This window comes from Acinetobacter piscicola (assembly GCF_002233755.1).
Taxonomy (GTDB): Bacteria; Pseudomonadota; Gammaproteobacteria; order Pseudomonadales; family Moraxellaceae; genus Acinetobacter; species Acinetobacter piscicola.
Genome location: NZ_KZ268705.1, coordinates 65,771 through 88,397, shown reverse-complemented (window position 1 = coordinate 88,397; position 22,627 = coordinate 65,771). Strand labels below are relative to the sequence as shown.

The window sequence follows — 22,627 nt, the reverse complement described above, 5'->3', positions numbered from 1 at the left end:
ATTCAGGGGATAACTAATGATTAAACTTACAAATATTGAAATTCTAAAATATAAATCATTCACGACACCTCAATCCGTATATATTGAAGATGATATAACTGTACTGGTTGGAATGAATGAATCAGGAAAAACCTCTATTTTAGAATGTTTAGCAAAAACTAATTATTTTGAAACTGATGAGAAATTCAAGTTTAATCAAACACTAGATTATCCACGTAAAGAATTAAAAAGCATTAATAAGTCAGATGAAAATCCTAATGCTATTATTTGTAGGTATAAACTTTCAAAAAAACTTATTGATTTTATAGAACACTTATTAGGAAAAGGTACTTGGCAGGGAAAAGATGAGATTACGGTGACAAGCTCTTACAAAGATGGTGCTACTCTAATCAGTGGTGTTTCGATAAATTTTGAAGCTTTTTTAAAACACTATAATCTCTCTAGTATTAATGACAGTCTAAAAAAAGAGCTTAAATCAACCTTAACTATATCAGAATTTGATGAATTACTTACAAGATTTCCCGAAGATTCAGACAAGTTAGAACCCTTGAAAAAATATTTTTTTAAAAGTTCTACATGGAACAGCTTTATTGAAAGATATGTTTATACTAGTTTAATAAAAAAGCATCTACCAAAGTTCATTTATTATGATGAATATTACCAACTTCCATCCAGAATTGTACTAGAAAATTTTTTAGATGAGGGTGTGGAACTATCGGATGATCTAAAAACAGCAAAAGCACTTTTAGATTTAGCAGATATAAATATCAATGATATTATTAATACAGATGATTTTGAGGATTTTATTGCAGAATTAGAAGCAACTGAAGCTTTGATTTCTGACACATTATTCCAATATTGGTCTGCAAATCAGGACTTAAATATCGAGTTTAAAATTGATAAAAAAACAGCTACTGCTCAAAGACACGTAAATACAAATTATGGTAATGCAACAACAGTCGATACAAATATTGTTGAACATGTTTTAGACATTCGTGTAAAAAACTCAAAAACTAGAGTTTCTTTACCTCTCCAGAATAGAAGCAAAGGGTTTAATTGGTTTTTTTCATTCTTAGTCTGGTTTAATAAAATTCAGGCTGATTCAAATTCAAAATATATCCTACTCTTAGATGAGCCGGGTCTTAACTTACATGCAACTGCCCAAGCAGATTTACTACGTTTTTTAGAGAGCTTAGTTGATAAATATCAAGTTATTTATACAACTCACTCACCTTTTATGGTAGAAACAACGAAATTAAATCGTGTCAGAACGGTGTTTAGTGACTCCGATAGCTCTATCGTTAGTGATAGTATTCAACAAAAAGATCCTAATACTCTTTTCCCTTTACAAGCTGCTTTAGGATATGATGTTGCACAAAATTTATTCATTTCTAAAAAGAATCTATTGGTTGAAGGGGTCTCGGATTTACTATACTTAACCACAATTTCAGAATATTTGAATGCGAATAACAGAACTGGCTTAAATGAGGATATTACAATTGTACCTACAGGTGGCTTAGATAAAGTTGCTAGTTTTATCTCATTACTTCGAGGTTCAAAACTATCAATTTTCTGTCTTTTAGATTCATTTACTGATCAAAAGTCGCAGGCAAGATTTGATAGTCTAACTATACAAAAAATTATATCTGATAAAAATATAAAATTCTTTCATGATTATCTTGATAATAGAAAAAAAGCTGATATTGAGGATATTTTTACCGTTGATGAATATCTTCAACTATTTAATATTTCTCTGTCATCTACCTATACTGAAATTAAGGTGGAAGAATTAAGTACAGAAATCGAAGATATATTGTCAAAAATCAATAAAGTTATTAAAAAAAGTAGGTTCAATCACTACTTACCTGCAAAAGAGTTTGCTAGTAATAAGGATTTTGTTAATAGTCTTTCAGAAGCCACTTTATCAAGATTTGAAGCTATTTTTAAAGAGGTCAATAAAAATCTTAAATAGTTTTAGCTTAATAGATTCATCATCAATAATAATGATGAATCTATTAATTTATTTGTAAGCATCCGCTGCCCCACCACTTGAATTCAAGTGGGGTTCCATTTATGTGGTAGTAATTTTTCGATATCTTTCATTTTATTAGTCAGTAATCTTGTAAGTACGTCAGTTAAATAGGCATACAAATCTAGACCTGAACATTACTGGTTCTATAGGAGACAGAAGAGTTGAGTCATTTCGGCTCAACTCCTTTAAAATAATTTTTGCTAGATTAATTGAGCTTTTAGCCCATCACAATAATCAGCCCATCGCTGCATCATCTCTTTTCTCTTCTCTAAATGCTTAGTACGGTTATAAGCACGACCATGCATATCTTTTACCTGATGGGCAAGCTGTTGCTCAATCAATTCAATCGGAAATTCTAAAACTTCTTCTAATATTGTACGTGCAGAAGCGCGGAAGCCATGTCCACAGGCTTGCTCACTGGTATAGCCTAAGCGACGCAAAGCTTGATTGATAGTATTTTCTGACATCGGTTTTAAGTTGGACGTCGTTGCTGGGAATACATATTCACTTTTAGCTTTTGTTATTTGAGCAAGTTCAGAAAGTAAATGGATCACTTGTGTAGATAACGGGACAATATGCTGAACTCCTGTCTTTGATTTAGTTTTTGGGGGCGTATAACTCCACAAACCTTTTTGAAGGTCGACATCTTGCCACTTAGCTTGTCTTAATTCGCCTGGGCGAACAAAAACTAATGGTGCAATGCGTAGAGCATATCGTGTGATGACAGAACCCTCATAATGATCAATGTCTTGCAAGAGCAAGGCAAAATCTTTTGGTTCTACCAAAGCTGCCATATGTGTAACTTTGGGAGGTGAGATCGCTCCTTTTAAATCTTGAGTAACATCACGCTCGCAAAGGCCAATAGAAACCGAATATCTAAGGATTTGACCGCATTTCACTTTGACTTTTTTAGCTGTTTCTAATTTTTCTTCTTTTTCATAAATTCGACAAACTTTCAGTATGTCCATGGCTTTAATTTCATGTACTGGAATTTTACCAATATGCTGATTGATTACTTCTAATAAGCGTTGTTGCCCTTTAACTGTTGATTCCGCGAAGTCTTGCTTTGCCATCCATTCATGTGCAATATTTTGAAAAGTATTATTATTCGTATTTAATATCTCATTCTCAATTCTAAGCTTTTCAACATGTGGGTCGATATTTTGAGAGAGAAGGGTACGGGCTTCATCTCTTTTAAGTCGTGCTTCAGCGAGGCTAGTTGTTGGGTATATACCAAAACTAATGGTATTGCGCTTTTTAGTGTATGGACGACTATAGTCAAATTTCCAATATTTATAGCCATTTTTGTGAATGAACAAATAAAGACCTAAACCATCTGAAATTCGTTGGTGCTTGTTTGGATCAGCTTTAAGGCTTTTGATCTTACTATCAGTAAGGCTTTTGACTATTTTTGGCATTTTTACAGTACACAGTTTTGCGTATAAAAGTTTGTACTGTAATTTATACTGTAAAAAATATTAGCTCACAAGAGAATTTATAAGATTAATTTAGACTTTATCTTTCTTATTTTGTTGAATTATATGTATTTTTATTGTAGGTTTGGAGTGCTGTAGATCAAAATAAACCATAAAATGGTGCGCTCTGCGGGACTCGAACCCACGTCGGTCGCTTAGGAGGCAACTGCTCTATCCAGTTAAGCTAAGGGCGCAATAGGCAAGTAATTTACCGTATATACCTATGAAAAAAAAGCTATTATCGAAATAATAGCTTTTTAAAATTAAGATCAAATTATATTCTGAATGAACTAATTTGATTTTTTGGAATTGAGCATTTTAAATAAAAGTGCCATGACAACGATCCATACAGGAATCATGATGACAGACTCTTTAAAGCCTTGCATCCACATAATATAAAGTACAGTTAAAATGAATAACAATACTAAATAGTTGCTAATTGGAGACCAAAGCGCAGGGAATTTAGTCAGCTTACCCGCTTTTTGCATTGCTTGCTTAAATTTAAGGTGAGTCAAACTGATCATTGCCCAGTTTAAAACTAAAGCACCGACCACGACATACATGAGGTGACTTAAAGCATCTTCAGGAACAAAATAGTTTAACAATACACAGCCAAAAATAAGCAATGCAGAGAACAATACCGCTGGGATCGGAACACCTTGCTTATTCACTTGAGCGAAAACTTTAGGTGCATTACCTTGTTGAGCTAGACCAAATAACATACGGCTATTGGCATACATCCCACTGTTATATACAGAAAGCGCTGCTGTTAAGATAATGAAGTTTAGTAAATGTGCTGCCCAACCAATTCCCAATTGACTAAAAATCATAACAAAAGGGCTTTTATCTAAACCGCCTAGATCTAATTGATTCCAAGGCACAAGTGATAAAAGGATGATTAATGAACCCACATAAAAAATAAGAATACGGAAAACAACTTGGTTGATCGCTTTAGGGATAGTTTTTTCTGGATTCTCAGCTTCAGCTGCCGCCATACCAATCAATTCAATGCCGCCAAAAGCGAACATTAAAAATGCAAGCATGTAAAACAACCCATCAAAGCCATGAGGGAAGAATCCACCATGCGCCCAAAGGTTGCTAAACGACGCTGTTGAACCAGCATCGGCTGTTAATAATAGATATAAGCCAAAAACAATCATTGAAACAACGGCTGCAACTTTGATTATAGATAACCAAAATTCTGATTCACCATAAAATTTAACATTGGCTAAATTAACAATCGTGATGACTACAAAGAAAAATAGTACCGAAATCCAAGCAGGGATATGAGGCCACCAATAATTAATATATTTAGCTACGGCTGTTAGCTCGGTCATTGCCACCAAAATATACAAAATCCAATAATTCCAACCCGCTAAGAATCCTGGAAATTTCCCCCAATATTTATTGGCAAAATGGCTAAATGAACCTGCCACAGGCTCTTCAACAATCATTTCACCCAATTGACGCATAATTAAGAATGCAATTAAACCACCAATTGCATAACCTAAAATAATGGATGGGCCTGCAGATTGTATGACCTGTGCTGAACCTAAAAATAATCCTGTACCAATCGCGCCACCCATGGCTATCAATTGAATGTGTCTATTTTTAAGTCCACGATGTAATTGTGTAGACTCGTTGCTCAATTTTTTCGGCTCTATTTATTCGAATTTAATTATTGTAATTGATTGGTAACTGTAAACCTAGTAGACGAGAGATTTATGTAAGCGAACTGCAAAGTCAAAAAAAAAATTATTGAATAATCTATTTTATTTTCAACAAAATAAATTATTTATTATTGTTTAAATTTTAAATCAAACTGAACAATATTTCACCTCGATATAAAAATATTTAAGACTTAAGTGCATCAATAGATATTTTTGTCAAAAAAAAGGGTAATATAAAACTGAATGATGGTTCATTATTTTGTTGCAACAATGATAAACGAAAGGAATGTATAAGATGAGTTTTGCACCACAGATCAAAATCCCTGCAACTTATATGCGTGGTGGTACGAGTAAAGGTGTCTTCTTTAAAGTAGATGATTTACCTGAACGTGCACAAATTGCAGGTGTTGCGAGAGATCAATTATTGCTTCGTGTGATTGGTAGTCCAGATCCTTACGGAAAGCAAATTGATGGTATGGGGGGGGCAACATCAAGTACCAGTAAAACGGTCATTCTAGCTAAAAGTACACAACCCAATCATGATGTAGATTATCTTTTTGGACAAGTTTCTATTGATAAAGCATTTGTAGATTGGAGCGGGAATTGCGGTAATTTAACAGCAGCCGTAGGATCATTTGCAATTAGTAATGGATTGGTTGCTCAAGACCGTATCCCTGAGAATGGCATCTGTACGGTTCGTATTTGGCAAGTCAACATAAAAAAAACCATTATTGCTCATGTTCCTATCAACAATGGTCAAGTGCAAGAAACAGGTGATTTTGAACTTGATGGTGTCACTTTTCCTGCGGCAGAAGTTCAAATTGAGTTTTTAGATCCAGCCGATGATGGAGAGGATGGGGGCGCGATGTTCCCAACAGGAAATGTTGTTGACACACTTGATGTGCCTGATATTGGAAGTTTTCAAGTCACATTGATCAATGCAGGTATTCCAACCATTTTCTTAAATGCAGAAGATATGGGTTATCAAGGTACAGAATTACAAGATGATATTAATAGTGACGTAACAGCATTAGCCCGTTTTGAAAAAATTCGTGCTTATGGGGCTGTGAAAATGGGGTTGATCCAAGATGTAAGCGAAGCAGCTGGACGTCAACATACGCCTAAAGTTGCATTTGTATCTAAGTCAAAAGCCTACACATCTTCAAGTGGTAAGCAGGTTGGTGAAGAAGATACAGACCTATTGGTACGTGCATTATCTATGGGGAAATTGCATCACGCCATGATGGGTACAGCAGCCGTTGCTATTGGAACTGCAGCAGCGATTCCAAACACTTTAGTAAACCTTGCCGCAGGTGGTGGCGTGCGTGAAGCTGTACGGTTTGGTCATCCATCGGGTACCTTAAGGGTAGGTGCTGAAGCTTTGAATGAAAATGGTCAATGGGTAGTCAAAAAAGCCATTATGAGTCGTAGTGCTCGTGTTCTGATGGAAGGTTGGGTTAGAGTTCCTGCAGACAGTTTTTAAGTGCAATAGACTTATATTCCAACTGAATAAATATTTGAGATATGCATGAATATAAGTCTAAATTTTCAGAACATAAAAACCTTGTGATTCAGTTCAGATTACAAGGTTTTTTTGTTATTAATGTGAATTTCATCATGTTATGTATTTTTTTTGATTTATATGTGGCAAAATAGCTCGGAAATTTACTACTGCATTAGATCATGACTAAAATCATTTTAAAGCTAAAGAAGTACGCATAAAAAATGATTGTAGGCTTAATTGGGGTATCCTACCGCGTCTAATAAAAAGGGTGTAATTTTAAGGTTATTTTTTAAGATAAATTGTTTTATATCAATTATTTAGGTTGTTGTAAGATGTATTTTGAAAATGATATCCGATTATACCGATTTAAATTTAACTTTATAAAAAAAATAGGCATGAGTTAATTTTTAATCTAATTATTGAGTTCATTGATCATTTCATTTGAAAAGTGAATGAGATTAGAAATGTTATAAATCTGAGGTCGTCTATGGAAGAGGAATATACAAAAATCAAACAAGCTATTGATAATATAAATGTTATCGATTTTTTGAAGCAATCAGACAAATTGCATTTGGTTTCTTTCATTTCTCAATTCCCATTACCTATCGCTATATTTGATAGAAACTCTCGTTTTTTAGGCGTGAATCAAAAATTTTCAGATATTTATGAAAGTGATGCTTTATATCTTTTTGATAAATTATTAAATACATTTTCCTCTGTTGTTCATGCTCAATTTCAAGAAGCACTGCATGCTTTTGAACATAATCTACATTATTCTGAGCAAGTATTTTATGTAAAAGGAAAGTTTTATCTGTCTTATTTCAAACCGATGCATGATCAAAACAATCATGTAGAAATGATTATGTTGGTGTGCTCAGATGTGACACGATTAAAACGTCGTGAAAATGTTTTGTTATTCAATAATCAAAAATTACATGATCATCTGTACTTAGATTTTGTGACTGGGCTACAGAATAAAATGGCATTTGATTACTATGTAAATGAGTTGTTCCAGAAAAAAAGTAGAGAAGATTGCTCTTTTTTAAAAATTGATTTAGATGATTTTAAACGCTTTAATCAGTTGCATAGTTATACCAATGGTGATGAAGTTCTTTCTCAATTGGGGGCATTGTTAAATGAAACGATCGCTTATACAGAAGCGAAGATTTTCAGATTAAATTCAGCAAGCTTTGTTGTTGTCATTACCAATTTAACAGAATGGGCAGTCATTACCCTTGCTGAAAGATTAAAATTTACGATAGCAGATCAACAAATTATTTTTGAAAAAGCAGATGAATATTTAACGGCATCAATAGGTGTTTATCATTTAAACCAATTGGATAGTGTGGTTGATCTTGATGTTGTACAGAAACTTAATGAAGCGGTACGACGTGCGAAAATACAAGGTAAAAATGAATTGCATGTTTTAAAAGATAAAATGTGATCAATTTCAATTGTTTAGTGGTTTTATTCGCTAGATTTCGGCTCTATTTATCAAGATTGATCGTTTAAAAATAGGGTTTATCCTGTAAAGAAAAACCCACATAAAGTGAGTTTTTAGTTTAAAAATTAGTTATTGAGTTGTAGATTATTTTGGGTCTGATTTTTTCTCATCAGATTTCTTTTCATCATCTACACTAGGTGTACTTTCAGGAGCAGGTTGAGGTTTTTGGTCGTTGCCACGTGGATGTGGAATAGTTTCATTGGCTTTAATAGAAAATTTATTGAATGAACTTTTTCGTGGACTGTTTGTATTAACTAACATAATTGTTCTCAAATTTAACTGTCGAAGATTCGACTACACAACAATGACATGTCATGTGACTTACAATGAGGCTGATTGGAGATGTTTTTGTAGATATATGTAGGAATTAAATCTTTATATCTTATTTATATTTCAAAGGTTTTTTCTATTTATATTCATGCTTTTGATTTGTTTGATGATGTGGGAAGTCAATACAATTAAATTATAATTAATGGATACCGAATAGATACATTACTTTTTTTTATAAATTTTAAAATTTCTTTTGACTGATGTGACATAGGGATGTGTGTTGAATGTTTTTGGTTCAAATAAATAAGTTTTGAAGTGTTTAACAATAATTAAATCAATATTTGGAATTGATGTACTTAGTCGCTAATACGGTGTTTAAACGACTATTACGATGTTTTAGCTTTGGAATTAATGGGTGTGAATTTTGATGACTCATAGTAGAATGTTGGCACTCATCAAATATACCAATTTATCTAGAATTTATTTTCCATTGAATGCTAGAAATTCGTACAAATCGAGGCGGATGTGACTTCTATTCCAAATGTAAACGCAGAAATTTTAAAACGTGCTCAGCAACAAATTCAGCAAGATTTACAAACTGCTTTGGATGCATTTTCATTACCAGAACCTTTGAAATCGGCTGTGCATCATACAGTGATGCTAGGTGGCAAACGTGTTCGACCTGCTTTATGTTATGCAACTTCACATTTAAAACACGATAATGCAAATTCTGCTGCGGTTCGCCGTGCTGCTGTCGCAATTGAGTTTATTCATTGTTATTCATTGGCACATGATGATCTGCCTTGTATGGACAATGATTTATTACGTCGTGGGCAACCAACGTGCCATGTTGCATATGGTGAAGATACAGCATTGCTTGCGGGTGATATTCTCCAGTCTATGGCTTTTGAAGTTTTGGGTAGTCGTTTATTTGATCAAGGACAATCTGTTGATCAAGGAATTGTACTCAAGCAAATGCAGATTTTGGCAACAGCAAGTTCAAAAATGGTTTGTGGCCAAGTTTTAGATTTACAAGCTGAAGGAAAGCATGTTGACCAAGTGCATTTGGAAGAAATTCACCGTAATAAAACGGGTGCATTGATTCAGGCTGCAATTATGATGTCTGCCGTTACAATTTTTGCAGGAACTGATCAAGCGATTCCTCAATTGAGACAATATGGGCAAGCCATTGGCTTAGCTTTCCAAGTTCAAGATGATATTTTGGATGTGGTTTCAGATACCGAATCTTTAGGAAAAACGGCAGGTAAAGATGAACAAGTCGACAAATCTACTTATCCTGCATTGATGGGTTTAGAGAATGCCAGAAGCTATGCTCAAGAATTACATGATCAAGCTTTTAAAGCTTTAGAATACTTTGGTGATCGTGCGCAAGAATTAGACCAGATTTCAAGATTTTTATTGGCACGACAAAGTTAATTGGGGGCTGTTGACCTTTATTCGTATTTTATGACAGATGTGCTGCATGCTCAAATTTAGTCTACTAATCATGTATAAAATGTTGGTAGTACTCAGCATCTACGAAAGGATTCAAGTCAAAAAATAGGCAACTCAAAGATTGCCTATTTGGTAAATATGAATAATTGTTTAGTTATTTCTACCCATAACACCACGAATAGTATTCATGATATCTGCTGGAAGAACCACGGTTTTTGCATTAGTCGATTTTGACATGTCTTGCATGGCTTTCACATATTGTTCACCGAGCAAATAAGCAACAGGGACTTCTTTATCTCCAACGGCAGCCGTGACCATTTCAATGGCTTTTTGTGATGCTTCTGCAAGGACCACTTGAGCTTCTGCATCACGACGTGACGCTTCTAAACGACCATCCGCCTCTAAAATCGCAGCCTGTTTTTCACCATCTGCTCGAGTCACAGTCGCTCGACGTTGACGTTCAGCCGCTGCCTGAGCTTCCATTGCAGATTGCATGGTACTAGAGGGTTGAATATCTTGAATTTCAACAGTTTTAAGCGTAATTCCCCAATCAGAAATATCATCAGAAATTGCTGCTTTTAACTTTGCCTTAATATGATCACGAGAAGATAAAGCATCGTCTAAATCCATTTCACCGACAATTGAACGCAGTGAAGTTTGTACTAGATTTTGAATAGCCCAAGTATAGTTTTCAATCCCATAAACTGCCTTTTCAGGGGCGGTTAAATTAATGTATGCGACAGCATTCATCACTAAAACAGCATTATCACGGGTAATGACTTCTTGTGAGGGAATATCCAAAACGATGTCTTTGGTTGTGACTTTATATGCAACCTCGTCTACATAAGGAATAATAAAGCTGAGTCCAGGGTTGAGTGTCGTATGGTATTTACCCAAACGCTGTACAATCCATTTATAACCTTGCGGAACAATTCGAACACCTTTGAAAATAGTGATCGCAACAAATGCAAAAATTGCTAAAACAACGATAGAACCAAAACCCATTTATTTTTCCTCTTTGTTTTTTATGATGACAACGATGAATAAGGTTGTACGACGAGATCATTACCTAAAATATCGGTGACTTTTACTCGATCACCCACTTGAACAGGTGATAATATGCGACAGTTCCATTCATCGGAACCCAAAATAGGCATAGGAAAACGAACACGAATTTGATCGTGTGCAAGTCCAACTTGAATAACCATCCCCGTTTGTCCAACGGTTGCCTCACGCGGCATGCCTGCTTTGGTTTTATCAATAGACAATGGTTTGATGAATTTAAACCAAGCCACAGTACAAATGATCGAAAGAATAATCCAACTGACGATTTGCAAAGTAAAACTCATGCTTGGAAAAAGCCACAATAAAATACTGACGACCACAGCGGCTATACCAAACCACAACGCAGCAAATGCCGGTAAAATTAATTCAGATAAGATCAGCAAAATGCCTAAGACAAACCAATGCCACGGTTCAAAAATAAAGTTCATACATCTACTCTAGTGATTATCATTGATATAGATGACGCATCATCTATATCAATGTAGCAGATCATTTTAAAACTGCCTATAAAAACTTGATTATTCTTATTAAAGCTCTACTTAGAATTTAGCTCGAGGTGCTGGTTTTAAAGCAGCAGGGGATTTTTTAAAGTTTGTGATCGCTGCTTGGATTGCTGTAATTTTCAGCTGTGCTGCTTTTTCACCTTCTAAAATTGCTTGATTACTCGCTTTTAAATCCAAAGTACCCAAATGTCCGACTTTAGGTTGAATCACAACATTGGCTTGGCTCAATTCCTGATTGATACTTTGCTGACCCATGATGTTAATGGTTTGATCTAGTAATCCCAACATATTCATTGGTTGGCTACCCGTGGGACGTGCAGAAATATCTACAGCAATGACAATATCTGCGCCCATATCACGAGCGGTTTGAACAGGAATAGGACTGACTAAACCACCATCCACATATTTGGTTTTCCCAATTGTTGCGGGTACAAATACATTAGGAATACTACAAGATGCTCGAACAGCTTGACCTGCATTACCTTTAATAAATTCAGCTTTTTGACCATTATCTAAGCGAGTTGCAACAGCAGCAAAGCGAACAGGGAACTGCTCGATTGGTTTATTGGCAACATTGCGGTTGATGTAGTCTTGTAATTTCTGCCCCAATACAATGCCTTGACTATTCAAAGTAAGATCACGCAGATCTGACTCTTTCAGTTGTTGCGCAATTTGTTGCATTTGATAAGGTGACTTTCCACTTGCGTAAATGCTACCAACGAAACTGCCCGCACTTGTTCCTGTGACAATTTTAGGTTTAATTCCATGAGACTCTAAAACTTTCAGCACGCCAATATGTGCAAAGCCTTTAGCACCGCCGCCCCCTAATGCAATTGCAACGACAGGTTCACGCGCTTTAATTGATGTAGTTTGAGTTGGAGTTTTCGTGGTCTTATCACAACCAACTAGGGTTAGACCCAATAAGCCTATAAAACCAAGTTGTTTAAAACGCATACTGTATTACTTTTGATCAAAAAAATATGCGCACATCTGAACAGATTGTATGATTTTTTTCTAGCCATTTTTCAATAGTTTTTGTAAAGGGACAGATAACCAACTTGGTTTTTTCGGTGAAAATTTGCCTTTAAAGCGATTTAAAATATCGTCTAAGTCTTTTTCATAATTTCCAGTAGGCTCTAAAATACCTAAACAATGTATGGTTTTGTGATCATAATCGAAAGAGAAAATTGCAATTGGAATATTGGCTCCCATGGCAATGTGGTAAAAACCACTTTTAATTTTTTCTGCTTTTTTCCGCGTACCTTCAGGTGCAATTGCAATCCAAATTTTTTCTTGTTGATTGATAATGTCCACAATTTCTTGCGTTAAGCCATGCGGAGCGTCACGATTGACAGGGATCACGCCCATCCATTCGAAAAGCCCTTTTAACGGTGTTTTGAATAAACTATCTTTTCCAAAAATGGTAATTTTTAAGCCGATACCTAACATGGCCAGAAAAGCATATAAACCATCAAAATTTGACGTATGTGGCGCAATAAACACAACGGCTTTAGGTAGATTCGGAAATTCACCTACAAAGCTCCATCCTTGCGCTAAATAAATGTTTTTAAAAAGATTTCGACTGGCTTGACTTCCACGCTGTGGAACTTGCTCAGGGAGCACTGGAAATTTTTGTGACATATTTTTAGAATGACTACTTTTAGTGGTATTTAATGATCAGTTTTTATTTTTTGCCAATATTAAGATGATTCGCAAAATATGAATATTACAAAGAATAGCAACTAAAGCAAACAATTAAAGCAATATAATTGCCTAGCCCTCACATGGATTTTGGACAAAACCGAATGCCTAAAATGTATCTGTTATTATTTTCATTGTATTGGGCGCAAGGTTTACCTGTCGGCTTTATGACACATGCCTTACCTGTGATTTTACGTTCACAAGGGGTTTCTTTGGCGCATATTGGTGGTTTTGGTTTATTGATGGCACCTTGGGCGATGAAAGTACTTTGGGCGCCATTTGTTGATAAATTTGGACATTCACATTGGGGGCATTATCGGAGTTGGATTTTACCGACCCAATTTTTGACGATTTTCATCCTGATTATTTTGTCTTTTTTACCAATTCATTCGTTGAATCAGCCTATTTATTTGTTGTGTTTTTTCATCGCTTTATTGTGCATGAATAGTGTTGGTGCGACCCAAGATATTGCAACAGACGGTTTAGCGGTAACCATTCTCAAAGCAGATCAACAACATCTTGGAAATATGTTTCAAGTGATTGGTTCACGTTTGGGTTTTATTGTCGGTGGTGGTGCAATTTTATGGGCAATGGACTGGTTGGATTGGCAAAATACCTTTTTGATTTTGGCTGCAATCGTGGCTTTAAATACCATTTCTATTTGGCGTTATAAAGAATCGACATATCAAAATAGAGCAATAGATCAAGATAAAGAAATAGGTCACAAGGATGCAGCAATTGATCATACACAAGGTATTATTCAGGCTGAAATAAGCATTGTCGAAAAATTTAAGTCTTACTTAAATTATTTTTTTGAAAATAAACAAATGCGTACATGGTTTTGGGTTTTGTGTAGCATCAAAATTACTGATGGTTTAACTGGCCCAATCACTAAACCATTATTGGTTGATTTAGGTTTAACGCTTTCTCAGATTGGTGTTTATATCACTATGTTAGGTGCGGTTGCTGCTTTGTGTGGCGCAGGTCTAGCAGGATTTTTACTTAAAAAAATTAAGCGTAATCGGGCATTATTGCTATTTGCTATTTTGAAATTGATCAGCTTGACAGGTTTTGCTTGGTTAGCGGCGATGCATGAGCAAAGCTTGCAAGTTTTCGCTATGTTGATCTATTTAATCAATGCCTTAGAAGACATGACCTCAGCAATGTTGTTGGTGATTATTTTAACTTTAGTGATGCAATACAGTCGTAGCAAACATGCTGGAACAGATTTCACTTTTCAAGTATCCATCATGGCATGTGTGAGTGGTGTTTTGTATACCGTCAGTGGTGTTATTGGTGATTATTTAGGGTATTTAAACTTTCTCAGTTACATTGTAATCATAGGTGTGATTTGTTTGATTCCTATTTACCGTTGGATGATTAATTTTAAATGATAATTATAATCAATATATTATGTGATTAAACTCACTCAATATGTTTTGTAATGGATTGATTATATCTATGAGTTTTAATTTAATCTGAGTAAATTTTTGATGCATAGTTTAAAATTTGTTTGATTTATATCGGTTTTTTAAGGTATAAAGCACTTTTTCTTATTGATTGTTATGATTTTTTACTAACTGTAGATCGTTAAATCACTGGAAATAATAAAAGGATTTTTAAGAACTTGATATATTTAAAAGATTAATTTCCTATATGCGAATATGAGTGCTTTATATATTCGTATGATGAGAATTCTAACCCTGTTTTGGGTGTTGGAATAATAAAATCAGGATAATGTTTTAAGTTTGAAAATTATATTTTAAGTTGAATTTAAGTTTCATTTTTTAAATTGAAACTGTCTTAGAGAGTTCCTGCCAAAGTGATGTCTAATTTAATACAACGAATAAAACGCCGTGAAATTTCGATTTCTCTTACTACTTTTAATTTAATTTTAGCAGTATGGTTAGGTGTGTGTCTAAATTTTGGATTTTTAAATAAAATTCAATCATTCACACCATATCAAGGGATCAAAGCGCAGTTGTTTATTGTTGCAACAGGTTTTGTTCTTATTGCTTTGTATAATCTACTGTTAAGCATTTTAGACTGGAAATGGACTGCAAAGTTTTTTGCAATCGTTTTAGTTTTCATTGGTGGTTTTAGTTCGTATTTTGTGAACTCATTGGGTGCAGTGATCTCACCTGATCAAATTCAAAATATTGCTCAAACAGATCCTGCCGAAGCTTTTGATCTACTCTCTGTACAATATTTTGTATGGGCGGCATTGTTTGTTATTCTTCCTATTTTTCTCATACTTTGGGTGAGAATAAAGCCTGAAAAAATCAGCAGAATGTTGATGTTTAAGGGTTTAAATATTGCAGGTTCTTTTGTCATAATTGCAGGTTTGTTATTTGTATTTTACGTTGATTATGCGGCCATTTTCCGTGAACATCGTGATTTGAAAGGCATGATTTCTCCACAGAATACCATTGCTTCAACCATTTCTTATTTTCATAAAAAAGCACCAAAAGAAAATCTACCTTTAATTCGCTATGGTGAAGATGCACATTTGGTTGATGATGTAGCGTTGAAGCATTCACCGAAACTTATGGTTCTGGTCGTTGGTGAAACAGCACGTGCTGAAAGTTTCTCTTTAAATGGCTATGCGAAAAATACCAATCCAGAATTGTCTAAACAAGCCAATCTTATTAATTTCTCTCAAGTAAGTTCATGTGGTACAGCAACAGCAGTATCTGTTCCATGTATGTTCTCAGGTATGCCACGTACAGCTTATGATGAGCGTTTGGCGAGCCATCGTGAAGGTTTACTCGATATTGCACAACGTGCAGGTTATAAAGTGACATGGATTGATAATAATTCAGGTTGTAAAGGCACATGTGACCGTGTTGAAAAGTTCGTTATTCCTGAAGAGTTAAAGCAAAAATGGTGTAAGGATGGTGAATGTGAAGACGGCATTCTTATCGATAGTTTACAGCAGTATATTGCTCAAATTCCTAAAGATGATAAAACACCACGTTTAATCGTTTTACATCAAATGGGTAGCCATGGTCCTGCATATTACAAACGTGCTCCAGCAGAATTCCAAAAGTTCAAACCGATTTGTGCAAGCAATGCGATTCAAGGTTGTTCACGTGAAGAATTAATCAATACTTATGATAATACGATTGTGTATACCGATCATATTTTGAATCAAGTGATTGAAACGCTTAAACAGCAACAAAATTACCGTACAGCGTTTTGGTATTTATCAGATCATGGTGAATCTACAGGTGAGCATGGTATGTATTTACATGGTGCGCCATATGCGATTGCGCCGAGTCAGCAAACACATGTTCCGATGGTGATGTGGTTCTCTGATGCGTGGAAATCTATTGCAAACAAACAAGTAAATTGCTTAGCACAACAAAAAGGCGCAACATTAAGCCAAGATAATTTGTTCCCAAGTCTGTTGAGTTTGTTAAATGTAAAAACTCAAGTAATTGATCCAAAAACTGATATGTTGCATCAATGCGTTACTCGTAGTTGATTGAAAGGATATTTGCCCGTGATTAAAATCTTGATGATTGAAGATGATTTTATGATTGCTGAATCATCTAAAACGCTACTGAAATTTCATGGTTATGAAGTTGAATGGGTTAACAATGGCTTAGATGGATTAAAGCTTCTCAGCCAACAATCATTTGATTTGGTTTTATTGGATCTCGGTCTACCGATGATGGATGGGATGCAAGTTTTAAAGCAAATTCGTCAACGTTCGAGTTTGCCAGTTTTGATTGTTTCAGCACGTGATCAGTTGCAAAATCGTGTTGAGGGCTTAAACCAAGGCGCAGATGATTATTTAATTAAGCCCTATGAGTTTGAGGAATTGGTTGCACGTATTCAGGCTTTGCTCAGACGTAGTGGCAGTTTAAATTCACAAGTCATTACTCAAGAATCTACGATTTTAAAAAATGGTGAAGTGACTTTAGATGTAGAGCAACATATCGCGACCTTAAAAGGCACGACTGTAGATTTATCCAATCGTGAATGGGCAATTCTGATTCCACTAATGACACATCCCAACAAAATCTTTTCTAAATCAAATTTAGAAGACAAGTTGTATGCTTTTGATAGTGAAATTAATAGCAATACCATTGAAGTCTATGTTCATCATATTCGTTCAAAACTGGGTAAAGATATTATCCGTACAATTCGTGGATTAGGTTATCGCTTAGGGCAAGCACAGAAAGCAGAATGATATGGCAACGCAATATTCATTAAAAAAGCGTTTAATCCGTTATACCTCGATTTTCAGCATTTTATTAGGCTGTGTATTGGTATTTTCTGCATATAAAATTTCATTGGAAGAAATTGATGAAATTTTAGATGCGCAAATGGTGTATTTGGCTGAGCGTGTTGCCTTAAATCCAAGACCTATTCAAAGCGAATTTGATATACATAAGCGTTATCATGAAGAAGATTTATTCATTGATATTTGGTCTTATGCAAATCCTAATATAAATGCACAACCGCATCATTTTTTAGTTGAACCTAAACAAAAAGCAGGTTTTTACCGACAAGAATCTCCAGCGGGGACATGGATTACTTATGTCGTTCCAACGGAGAATTTTCAAATCCAAATTAGCCAACAGGAAAAGGTTAGACAACATTTGGCCCTTGAGCTTGCTGCAAGCATGTTTGTCCCTTATTTGCTCATCATTCCTTTTGCTTTGTTTGGACTGATTTATATTATTGGAAGAAGTTTAAAACCACTGGATGATTTTAAATCTGAGTTAGCGAAACGTGATCCAGATTCATTGAAAGCAATTCAGAATGGACATTATCCAGAAGAGCTTATTCCTACGATTCATGAAATGAATCATTTATTTGAACGAATTTCTGTCGCACAGCAAGAACAACGTCAGTTTGTAGCTGACGCTGCACATGAGTTACGAACACCTATTACTGCTTTGAATTTACAGACTAAAATTCTTCTGAGCCAATTTCCAGAAGAAGAGAATTTACAGAATTTGAGTAAAGGTTTGGCTCGAATGCAGCATTTAGTCACGCAACTTTTAGCATTGGCAAAACAAGATTCAACCTTAAAACATGAGATTCAAGTGACTCAATTCAAACTGAATGATGTTGCTTTAAATTGTGTTGAACAGCTTGTGAATTTGGCGATGGAAAAGGAGATTGATTTAGGCTTTATTCGTAATGATGATGTTATTTTAAAAAGTGTAGAGCACAGTATTCATTCAATTATTTTTAATTTAATTGATAATGCAATTAAATACACTCCTGTTTCAGGCATCATCAATATTTCAGTTTTCTCTGATATTCATGATTTTGCTTATGTTTTAATTGAAGATAGTGGATTGGGAATTGACCCTGAAATGTACGATAAAGTGTTAAAACGTTTTTATCGCGTACATCATCATTTAGAAGTTGGAAGTGGTTTGGGACTTTCTATTGTTGATAAAGCTATTCAACATTTGGGTGGTACACTAACGCTATCTCGTAGTGAAGAATTAGGTGGTTTAAGTGTATTGGTTAAAATACCAATGCAATTGACGACGAAATCTGAGTAAGGCTCAGATTTCGTGCGATGCTTAAAAAGATTCATATATCATATCTTTTATATCAAATTAAAACCTAAACATGAATAGCCCTAGTTTAAGTTTTTAATCATTGTATTCTTCTTAAAATAAAAATATATAAATCTAAAATCAACAGCTAAATAAGCTATAGGTTATGCCATCAACTTTTTATAGAAAATTCGATAAAGAACGAGGTTAAAAGCAAAAATAACCCAGCCTGTCCATAAGTTATGACTTAAAAAATGCGCACCACGCATCATTTGCCCCCAACCCATGATAAAACCAAGAACAAGCCCAAGGAATAAAAATAGATAAGCAATTTTAGGATGTGATTTTCTAAAAACAAATAATCCTGAAATGAGTGAAAAGCCTGTACTGGCATGACCACCAGGAAAGCAGTGTCCTTTGGTTGCTGAAAAATCCCAAACGTAGCCTAAAGCAGTTTGCTCGGTCATTGACCAAGGGCATGCATGTGCAGAGTGTGCTTTAAGTAAACCAACGACAGCTGTAGACAAAATACTAGCCCAAAACAAATAACCAAGTTGCCAACGGTAGGCTTTTAATTTCGCAGATTTAAAAGAAGCAATCCAAGCGATAAGTACACAAACATAAAAACCAATGATGATATGTTTTAAAACTTTATGGTTAATTTCTACCAGATACCAATTATTTTTAAGTGGAAAATGTCCAGTAGAATCCATCCAAGGTTGGATGAAATGCATATCGATTGCACCACCAACAGGGAAAACAAACCACAAGACTAAAAACAAAACGCCTAACAATAAACTATTTCCTAAGAAGAATTTGTTTGATTCGGAATTTTGCATTTATTTAGCACACAATTGGTTGATTTAAATAGCTTGTTATTAAAAGTAAGTAAACTTAAAAATGACTTAATTTTGAATAATCTTAAGCTAGGTGGTGGCTAAATTATCAAATATTTATACTATTGTACAAAATAAAAAAGCGACTTTACAGTCGCTATCATATTGTAAAAATTAAGATAATGAAAATTAAAACATTGCATCTTCTGAGTTGGCAGAGATTTTATGGATAGATAAGTCTGCACCACGGAATTCTTCTTCTTGAGTTAAGCGGATTCCCATGGTCATTTTGAGCACGCCATAAACAACAAAGCCACCAATCAATGCGATTACAATCGCCAGCAATGTACCGATCAATTGCGACATGATTGATACACCACCTAAACCACCTAGCCATTGCTGACCAAAGAGCCCAACGGCAATTCCACCAAATGCACCACAAACACCGTGTAATGGCCAAACACCTAAAACATCATCCACTTTTAATTTATTTTGGGTATAGGTAAATAGTTTTACAAAGAAAAAGCCTGCACAGATGCCAATGAATAAAGCACCAATCGGGTGAACAATGTCTGAGCCTGCACAGATGGCAACTAAACCAGCAAGTGGTCCATTGTGTAAGAAACCAGGATCTTCTTTACCAAAAAAGTTTGCAGAGAGTGTCCCGCCAACCATCGCCATCAATGAGTTTATTGCCACAAGTCCTGAAATCGCATCTAAGCGTTGTGCACTCATCACGTTAAAGCCGAACCAACCGACAATTAAAATCCATGAGCCAAGGGCTAAAAATGGAATGGAAGAAGGTGGATGCGCACTAACACGTCCATCTTTTTTATAGCGACCATGTCGAGCACCCAGTAATAACACAGCAACTAAAGCGATCCACCCACCCATTGCATGCACCACAACTGAGCCTGCAAAGTCATGGAAACTTGCACCAAAAGTTGCTTCTAACCATTTTTGTAAGCCAAAATTGCCATTCCATGCGATTCCTTCAAAAAAAGGATAAACCAAAGCAACGAGGAATAATGTTGCAATCGCTTGAGAGCGCATTTTGGCTCTTTCAGCGATACCACCTGAAATGATGGCAGGTATTGCAGCTGCAAAAGTCAGCAAGAAGAAACAGCGCATCAAGTTATAACCGTGCTCTGCGGACAAGTCAGTACCTGAATGGAAAAAATGCTGTCCATAAGCGATGTAGTAACCTACAAAAAAATAAGCAATTGCAGAAATTGAAAAATCAGTGATGATTTTACTCAAAGCATTGACTTGGTTTTTATGACGAACTGTGCCTAATTCTAAAAAGGCAAAACCTGCATGCATTGCTAATACAAGCACTGCGCCCAGTAGTAGAAAGAGAAGATCTGTATTTTGCATAATCTGGTTCTATTTTGGTGCTATTAATCTTAATTTAGCCAGTATAGCGATACAATTGCGCAGTAAAAGAGTTTAAGCGTTTGGAAAAATTGATTAAACAATTCAAAACATTAGCAAGACTCGATATAAAGCAATTCAGTGCACTAATATGGATTTTTTGCACCTTGATGATGCATATTGAATTCATTGTAATTTCGTAAGATATTGATATTAAATGTAAAAATAATTATGTAAAATTACACATTTCACAGATTCAAATATTTATTTAATATCAACTACAGAATAAGATTGGAAATATTTTTGTAATTTCGCCACGGATTTGCTTATTTTGTTAGATTAACTACCAATTAAAAGGCATTTTTAACTATAAATGATCAATAAAGTAGCATTTTGGGTGGTTTTTAATATGTATTACTTCAAAATAATGCATGATTAAGTTACTTTTTATAAAATGAATGTGATGTAGAAAAATAACGCACTCAAATTTATCTTTTTCTATTAAATATCACCACGACTCAAATAGTTACTTACTTCCACATGGTTTCACCATATCAGTCATAGTAGTATTGTTATGGTACTTCTTTAAAGTTTTGATTGGCTATGTCTTTTGATTTAAAAATCAGTGTTCAGCAAACAACATTACTCACGCCACAACAGAGAAAGTTAAAGCGTCTGATCGATAAAATTGAACAGCAAAAGCATGATCTTGCCAGTTGGGAAAATGCCCAAATAGACATTCAAAATTATACTCGAAGTAAACTTTTACCGATTTATAGCGAGTTGCATGCGGTTTTATTTGAGCAGTTGAATACATTGTGGAATCATTTGGCCAGTGATGCATTTTCCAAAGTAGATTTAGCACAAATCGACAGTAAAATAGCAGCTTTGGCCGCAATGCTGAAAAAATCACAAATGCTGAATACACAGCAAAAAGAGCAAGTTGAGAAAATTAATACTTTTTATTTGCAACATGCAGCGCATTTAAAAGCTAAAAAAACCAAAGCAATGTTAAGACAACGAGATGATTTTCTCGAAACCATAGAACAAGAAATAGAGCAGGAAATAGAGGTAGATTGGGGAAATTATGAATATGATTCAGTCCAATATGAGGCGGAACGTGAACGTGCAAAGCACTTGAAACAACAAGAAAAACGTGAGCAAGCAGCCAAAATGGCAGAGCAGTCGCTTAAAACCATATATTTAAAAATCACGGCGATGATTCACCCAGACCGCGAACCTGATGAAGTGAAAAAGTTAGAAAAAACAGAGTTATTGCAAACGGTGAATGCGGCTTATACAGGACAGGATTTATTTTATTTGTTGAAATTACAATTAGATTTAGAACAAGGTAAAGGTCAGACCGCTAAAGACTTAACTGCGGAGCAAGTGAAGTTTTATCAAATAGCTTTGGAGGCACAAAGTCAGAAGCTTGAAAGTCAAATGATTGAAATTTTTGATTCTTTTCATTTAGACAATAAAGTGAAATTGGAAAATGTGCATATTGGTGATGTATATAAAGCAATTGATGCAGATTGCGTTGCGTTAAAACAGCAGTTGAAAACTGAGAAAGAACGATTGAAGTATATGGAGCGGGTGAAAGGGTTGGAGATGTTGTTGGGGCATGGGGTACTTTGATTTTCCCTCACCCCAACCCTCTCCCTGAGGGAGAGGGTGTAGCAATTGATTTTATGGTGGTGTGTAATTAGA

At 35.1% G+C, this 22,627-nt stretch carries 18 protein-coding genes, 1 tRNA gene and 1 pseudogene; 9 read left to right on the top strand and 11 right to left on the bottom strand.

The genetic code is table 11. From position 1 onward, the window contains the following. The first annotated feature begins 16 nt into the window (after nt 1-16). Complete coding sequence (locus CDA10_RS02040) at nt 17-1,972, top strand: AAA family ATPase (protein ID WP_089603854.1); 1,956 nt, start codon at nt 17-19, stop codon at nt 1,970-1,972. Between the two features lie 83 nt (nt 1,973-2,055). Here the strand turns inward: CDA10_RS02040 and CDA10_RS02035 are convergent. From CDA10_RS02035 to CDA10_RS02020, 4 genes and pseudogenes are all read right to left on the bottom strand, one after another. Continuing rightward, nucleotides 2,056-2,163: pseudogene (locus CDA10_RS02035) on the bottom strand (transposase domain-containing protein); the annotation flags it as partial. Between the two features lie 69 nt (nt 2,164-2,232). Next, entirely contained in the window at nt 2,233-3,450 is a 1,218-nt protein-coding gene (locus tag CDA10_RS02030) for a tyrosine-type recombinase/integrase (RefSeq protein WP_016165732.1), read from the bottom strand. 175 nt (nt 3,451-3,625) lie between these two features. After that, a tRNA-Arg gene (locus CDA10_RS02025) sits at nt 3,626-3,701 on the bottom strand. 96 nt (nt 3,702-3,797) lie between these two features. Next, nucleotides 3,798-5,156, bottom strand: coding sequence for an amino acid permease (locus CDA10_RS02020; RefSeq protein ID WP_089603853.1), 1,359 nt, complete (start codon nt 5,154-5,156; stop codon nt 3,798-3,800). 316 nt (nt 5,157-5,472) lie between these two features. On the opposite strand from CDA10_RS02020, the gene prpF reads away from it, so the two are divergent. Then, entirely contained in the window at nt 5,473-6,660 is a 1,188-nt protein-coding gene (prpF, locus tag CDA10_RS02015) for a 2-methylaconitate cis-trans isomerase PrpF (RefSeq protein WP_089603852.1), read from the top strand. Between the two features lie 508 nt (nt 6,661-7,168). Then, nucleotides 7,169-8,125 (top strand): GGDEF domain-containing protein, encoded by a 957-nt coding sequence (locus CDA10_RS02010; protein WP_089603851.1) that lies wholly within the window; start codon nt 7,169-7,171, stop codon nt 8,123-8,125. A gap of 144 nt (nt 8,126-8,269) precedes the next feature. Here CDA10_RS02010 and CDA10_RS16810 read toward each other — a convergent pair whose 3' ends face one another. Next, a complete protein-coding gene (locus CDA10_RS16810; protein ID WP_157909335.1) occupies nt 8,270-8,446 on the bottom strand; it encodes a hypothetical protein in 177 nt (58 codons plus the stop codon). Nucleotides 8,447-8,980: 534 nt separating this feature from the next. Between CDA10_RS16810 and CDA10_RS02005 the strand changes: the two genes are divergently transcribed. Then, nucleotides 8,981-9,892 carry a polyprenyl synthetase family protein gene (locus CDA10_RS02005; RefSeq protein WP_089603850.1) on the top strand — a complete coding sequence of 304 codons (912 nt, stop codon included), beginning with the start codon at nt 8,981-8,983 and terminating at the stop codon, nt 9,890-9,892. A gap of 168 nt (nt 9,893-10,060) precedes the next feature. Here the strand turns inward: CDA10_RS02005 and CDA10_RS02000 are convergent, their stop codons facing one another. The 4 genes from CDA10_RS02000 to CDA10_RS01985 form a co-directional block, all read right to left on the bottom strand. Beyond that, a complete protein-coding gene (locus tag CDA10_RS02000) occupies nt 10,061-10,915 on the bottom strand; it encodes an SPFH domain-containing protein (protein ID WP_089603849.1) in 855 nt (284 codons plus the stop codon). 20 nt (nt 10,916-10,935) lie between these two features. Continuing rightward, the gene (locus tag CDA10_RS01995) at nt 10,936-11,403 is read right to left on the bottom strand and encodes an NfeD family protein (protein ID WP_089603848.1); all 468 of its coding nucleotides are present in this window, start codon (nt 11,401-11,403) and stop codon (nt 10,936-10,938) included. A 111-nt stretch (nt 11,404-11,514) separates the two neighbouring features. Continuing rightward, entirely contained in the window at nt 11,515-12,432 is a 918-nt protein-coding gene (locus CDA10_RS01990; RefSeq protein WP_089603847.1) for a patatin-like phospholipase family protein, read from the bottom strand. 60 nt (nt 12,433-12,492) lie between these two features. After that, the gene (locus CDA10_RS01985) at nt 12,493-13,119 is read right to left on the bottom strand and encodes a lysophospholipid acyltransferase family protein (protein WP_089603846.1); all 627 of its coding nucleotides are present in this window, start codon (nt 13,117-13,119) and stop codon (nt 12,493-12,495) included. A 164-nt stretch (nt 13,120-13,283) separates the two neighbouring features. On the opposite strand from CDA10_RS01985, the gene CDA10_RS01980 reads away from it, so the two are divergent. From CDA10_RS01980 to CDA10_RS01965, 4 genes are all read left to right on the top strand, one after another. After that, nucleotides 13,284-14,573: an MFS transporter gene (locus CDA10_RS01980; protein WP_089603954.1), complete on the top strand. Its 1,290-nt coding sequence runs from the start codon at nt 13,284-13,286 to the stop codon at nt 14,571-14,573. A 431-nt stretch (nt 14,574-15,004) separates the two neighbouring features. Then, the gene (locus CDA10_RS01975; RefSeq protein ID WP_089603845.1) at nt 15,005-16,666 is read left to right on the top strand and encodes a phosphoethanolamine transferase; all 1,662 of its coding nucleotides are present in this window, start codon (nt 15,005-15,007) and stop codon (nt 16,664-16,666) included. A gap of 18 nt (nt 16,667-16,684) precedes the next feature. After that, nucleotides 16,685-17,377, top strand: a complete 693-nt coding sequence (locus tag CDA10_RS01970) for a response regulator transcription factor (protein ID WP_089603844.1) — start codon at nt 16,685-16,687, stop codon at nt 17,375-17,377. A gap of 1 nt (nt 17,378) precedes the next feature. Then, entirely contained in the window at nt 17,379-18,710 is a 1,332-nt protein-coding gene (locus CDA10_RS01965) for an ATP-binding protein (protein WP_089603843.1), read from the top strand. A 161-nt stretch (nt 18,711-18,871) separates the two neighbouring features. On the opposite strand, the gene CDA10_RS01960 is transcribed toward CDA10_RS01965, so the two are convergent. Both CDA10_RS01960 and CDA10_RS01955 read right to left on the bottom strand, forming a co-directional pair. After that, the gene (locus CDA10_RS01960; RefSeq protein ID WP_089603842.1) at nt 18,872-19,546 is read right to left on the bottom strand and encodes a phosphatase PAP2 family protein; all 675 of its coding nucleotides are present in this window, start codon (nt 19,544-19,546) and stop codon (nt 18,872-18,874) included. A gap of 186 nt (nt 19,547-19,732) precedes the next feature. Next, nucleotides 19,733-20,920, bottom strand: a complete 1,188-nt coding sequence (locus CDA10_RS01955) for an ammonium transporter (protein WP_089603841.1) — start codon at nt 20,918-20,920, stop codon at nt 19,733-19,735. 600 nt (nt 20,921-21,520) lie between these two features. Between CDA10_RS01955 and CDA10_RS01950 the strand changes: the two genes are divergently transcribed. Further along, on the top strand, nt 21,521-22,555 hold the full coding sequence (locus tag CDA10_RS01950) for a molecular chaperone DnaJ (protein ID WP_089603840.1): 1,035 nt from the start codon (nt 21,521-21,523) through the stop codon (nt 22,553-22,555). Nucleotides 22,556-22,627 lie beyond the last annotated feature (72 nt).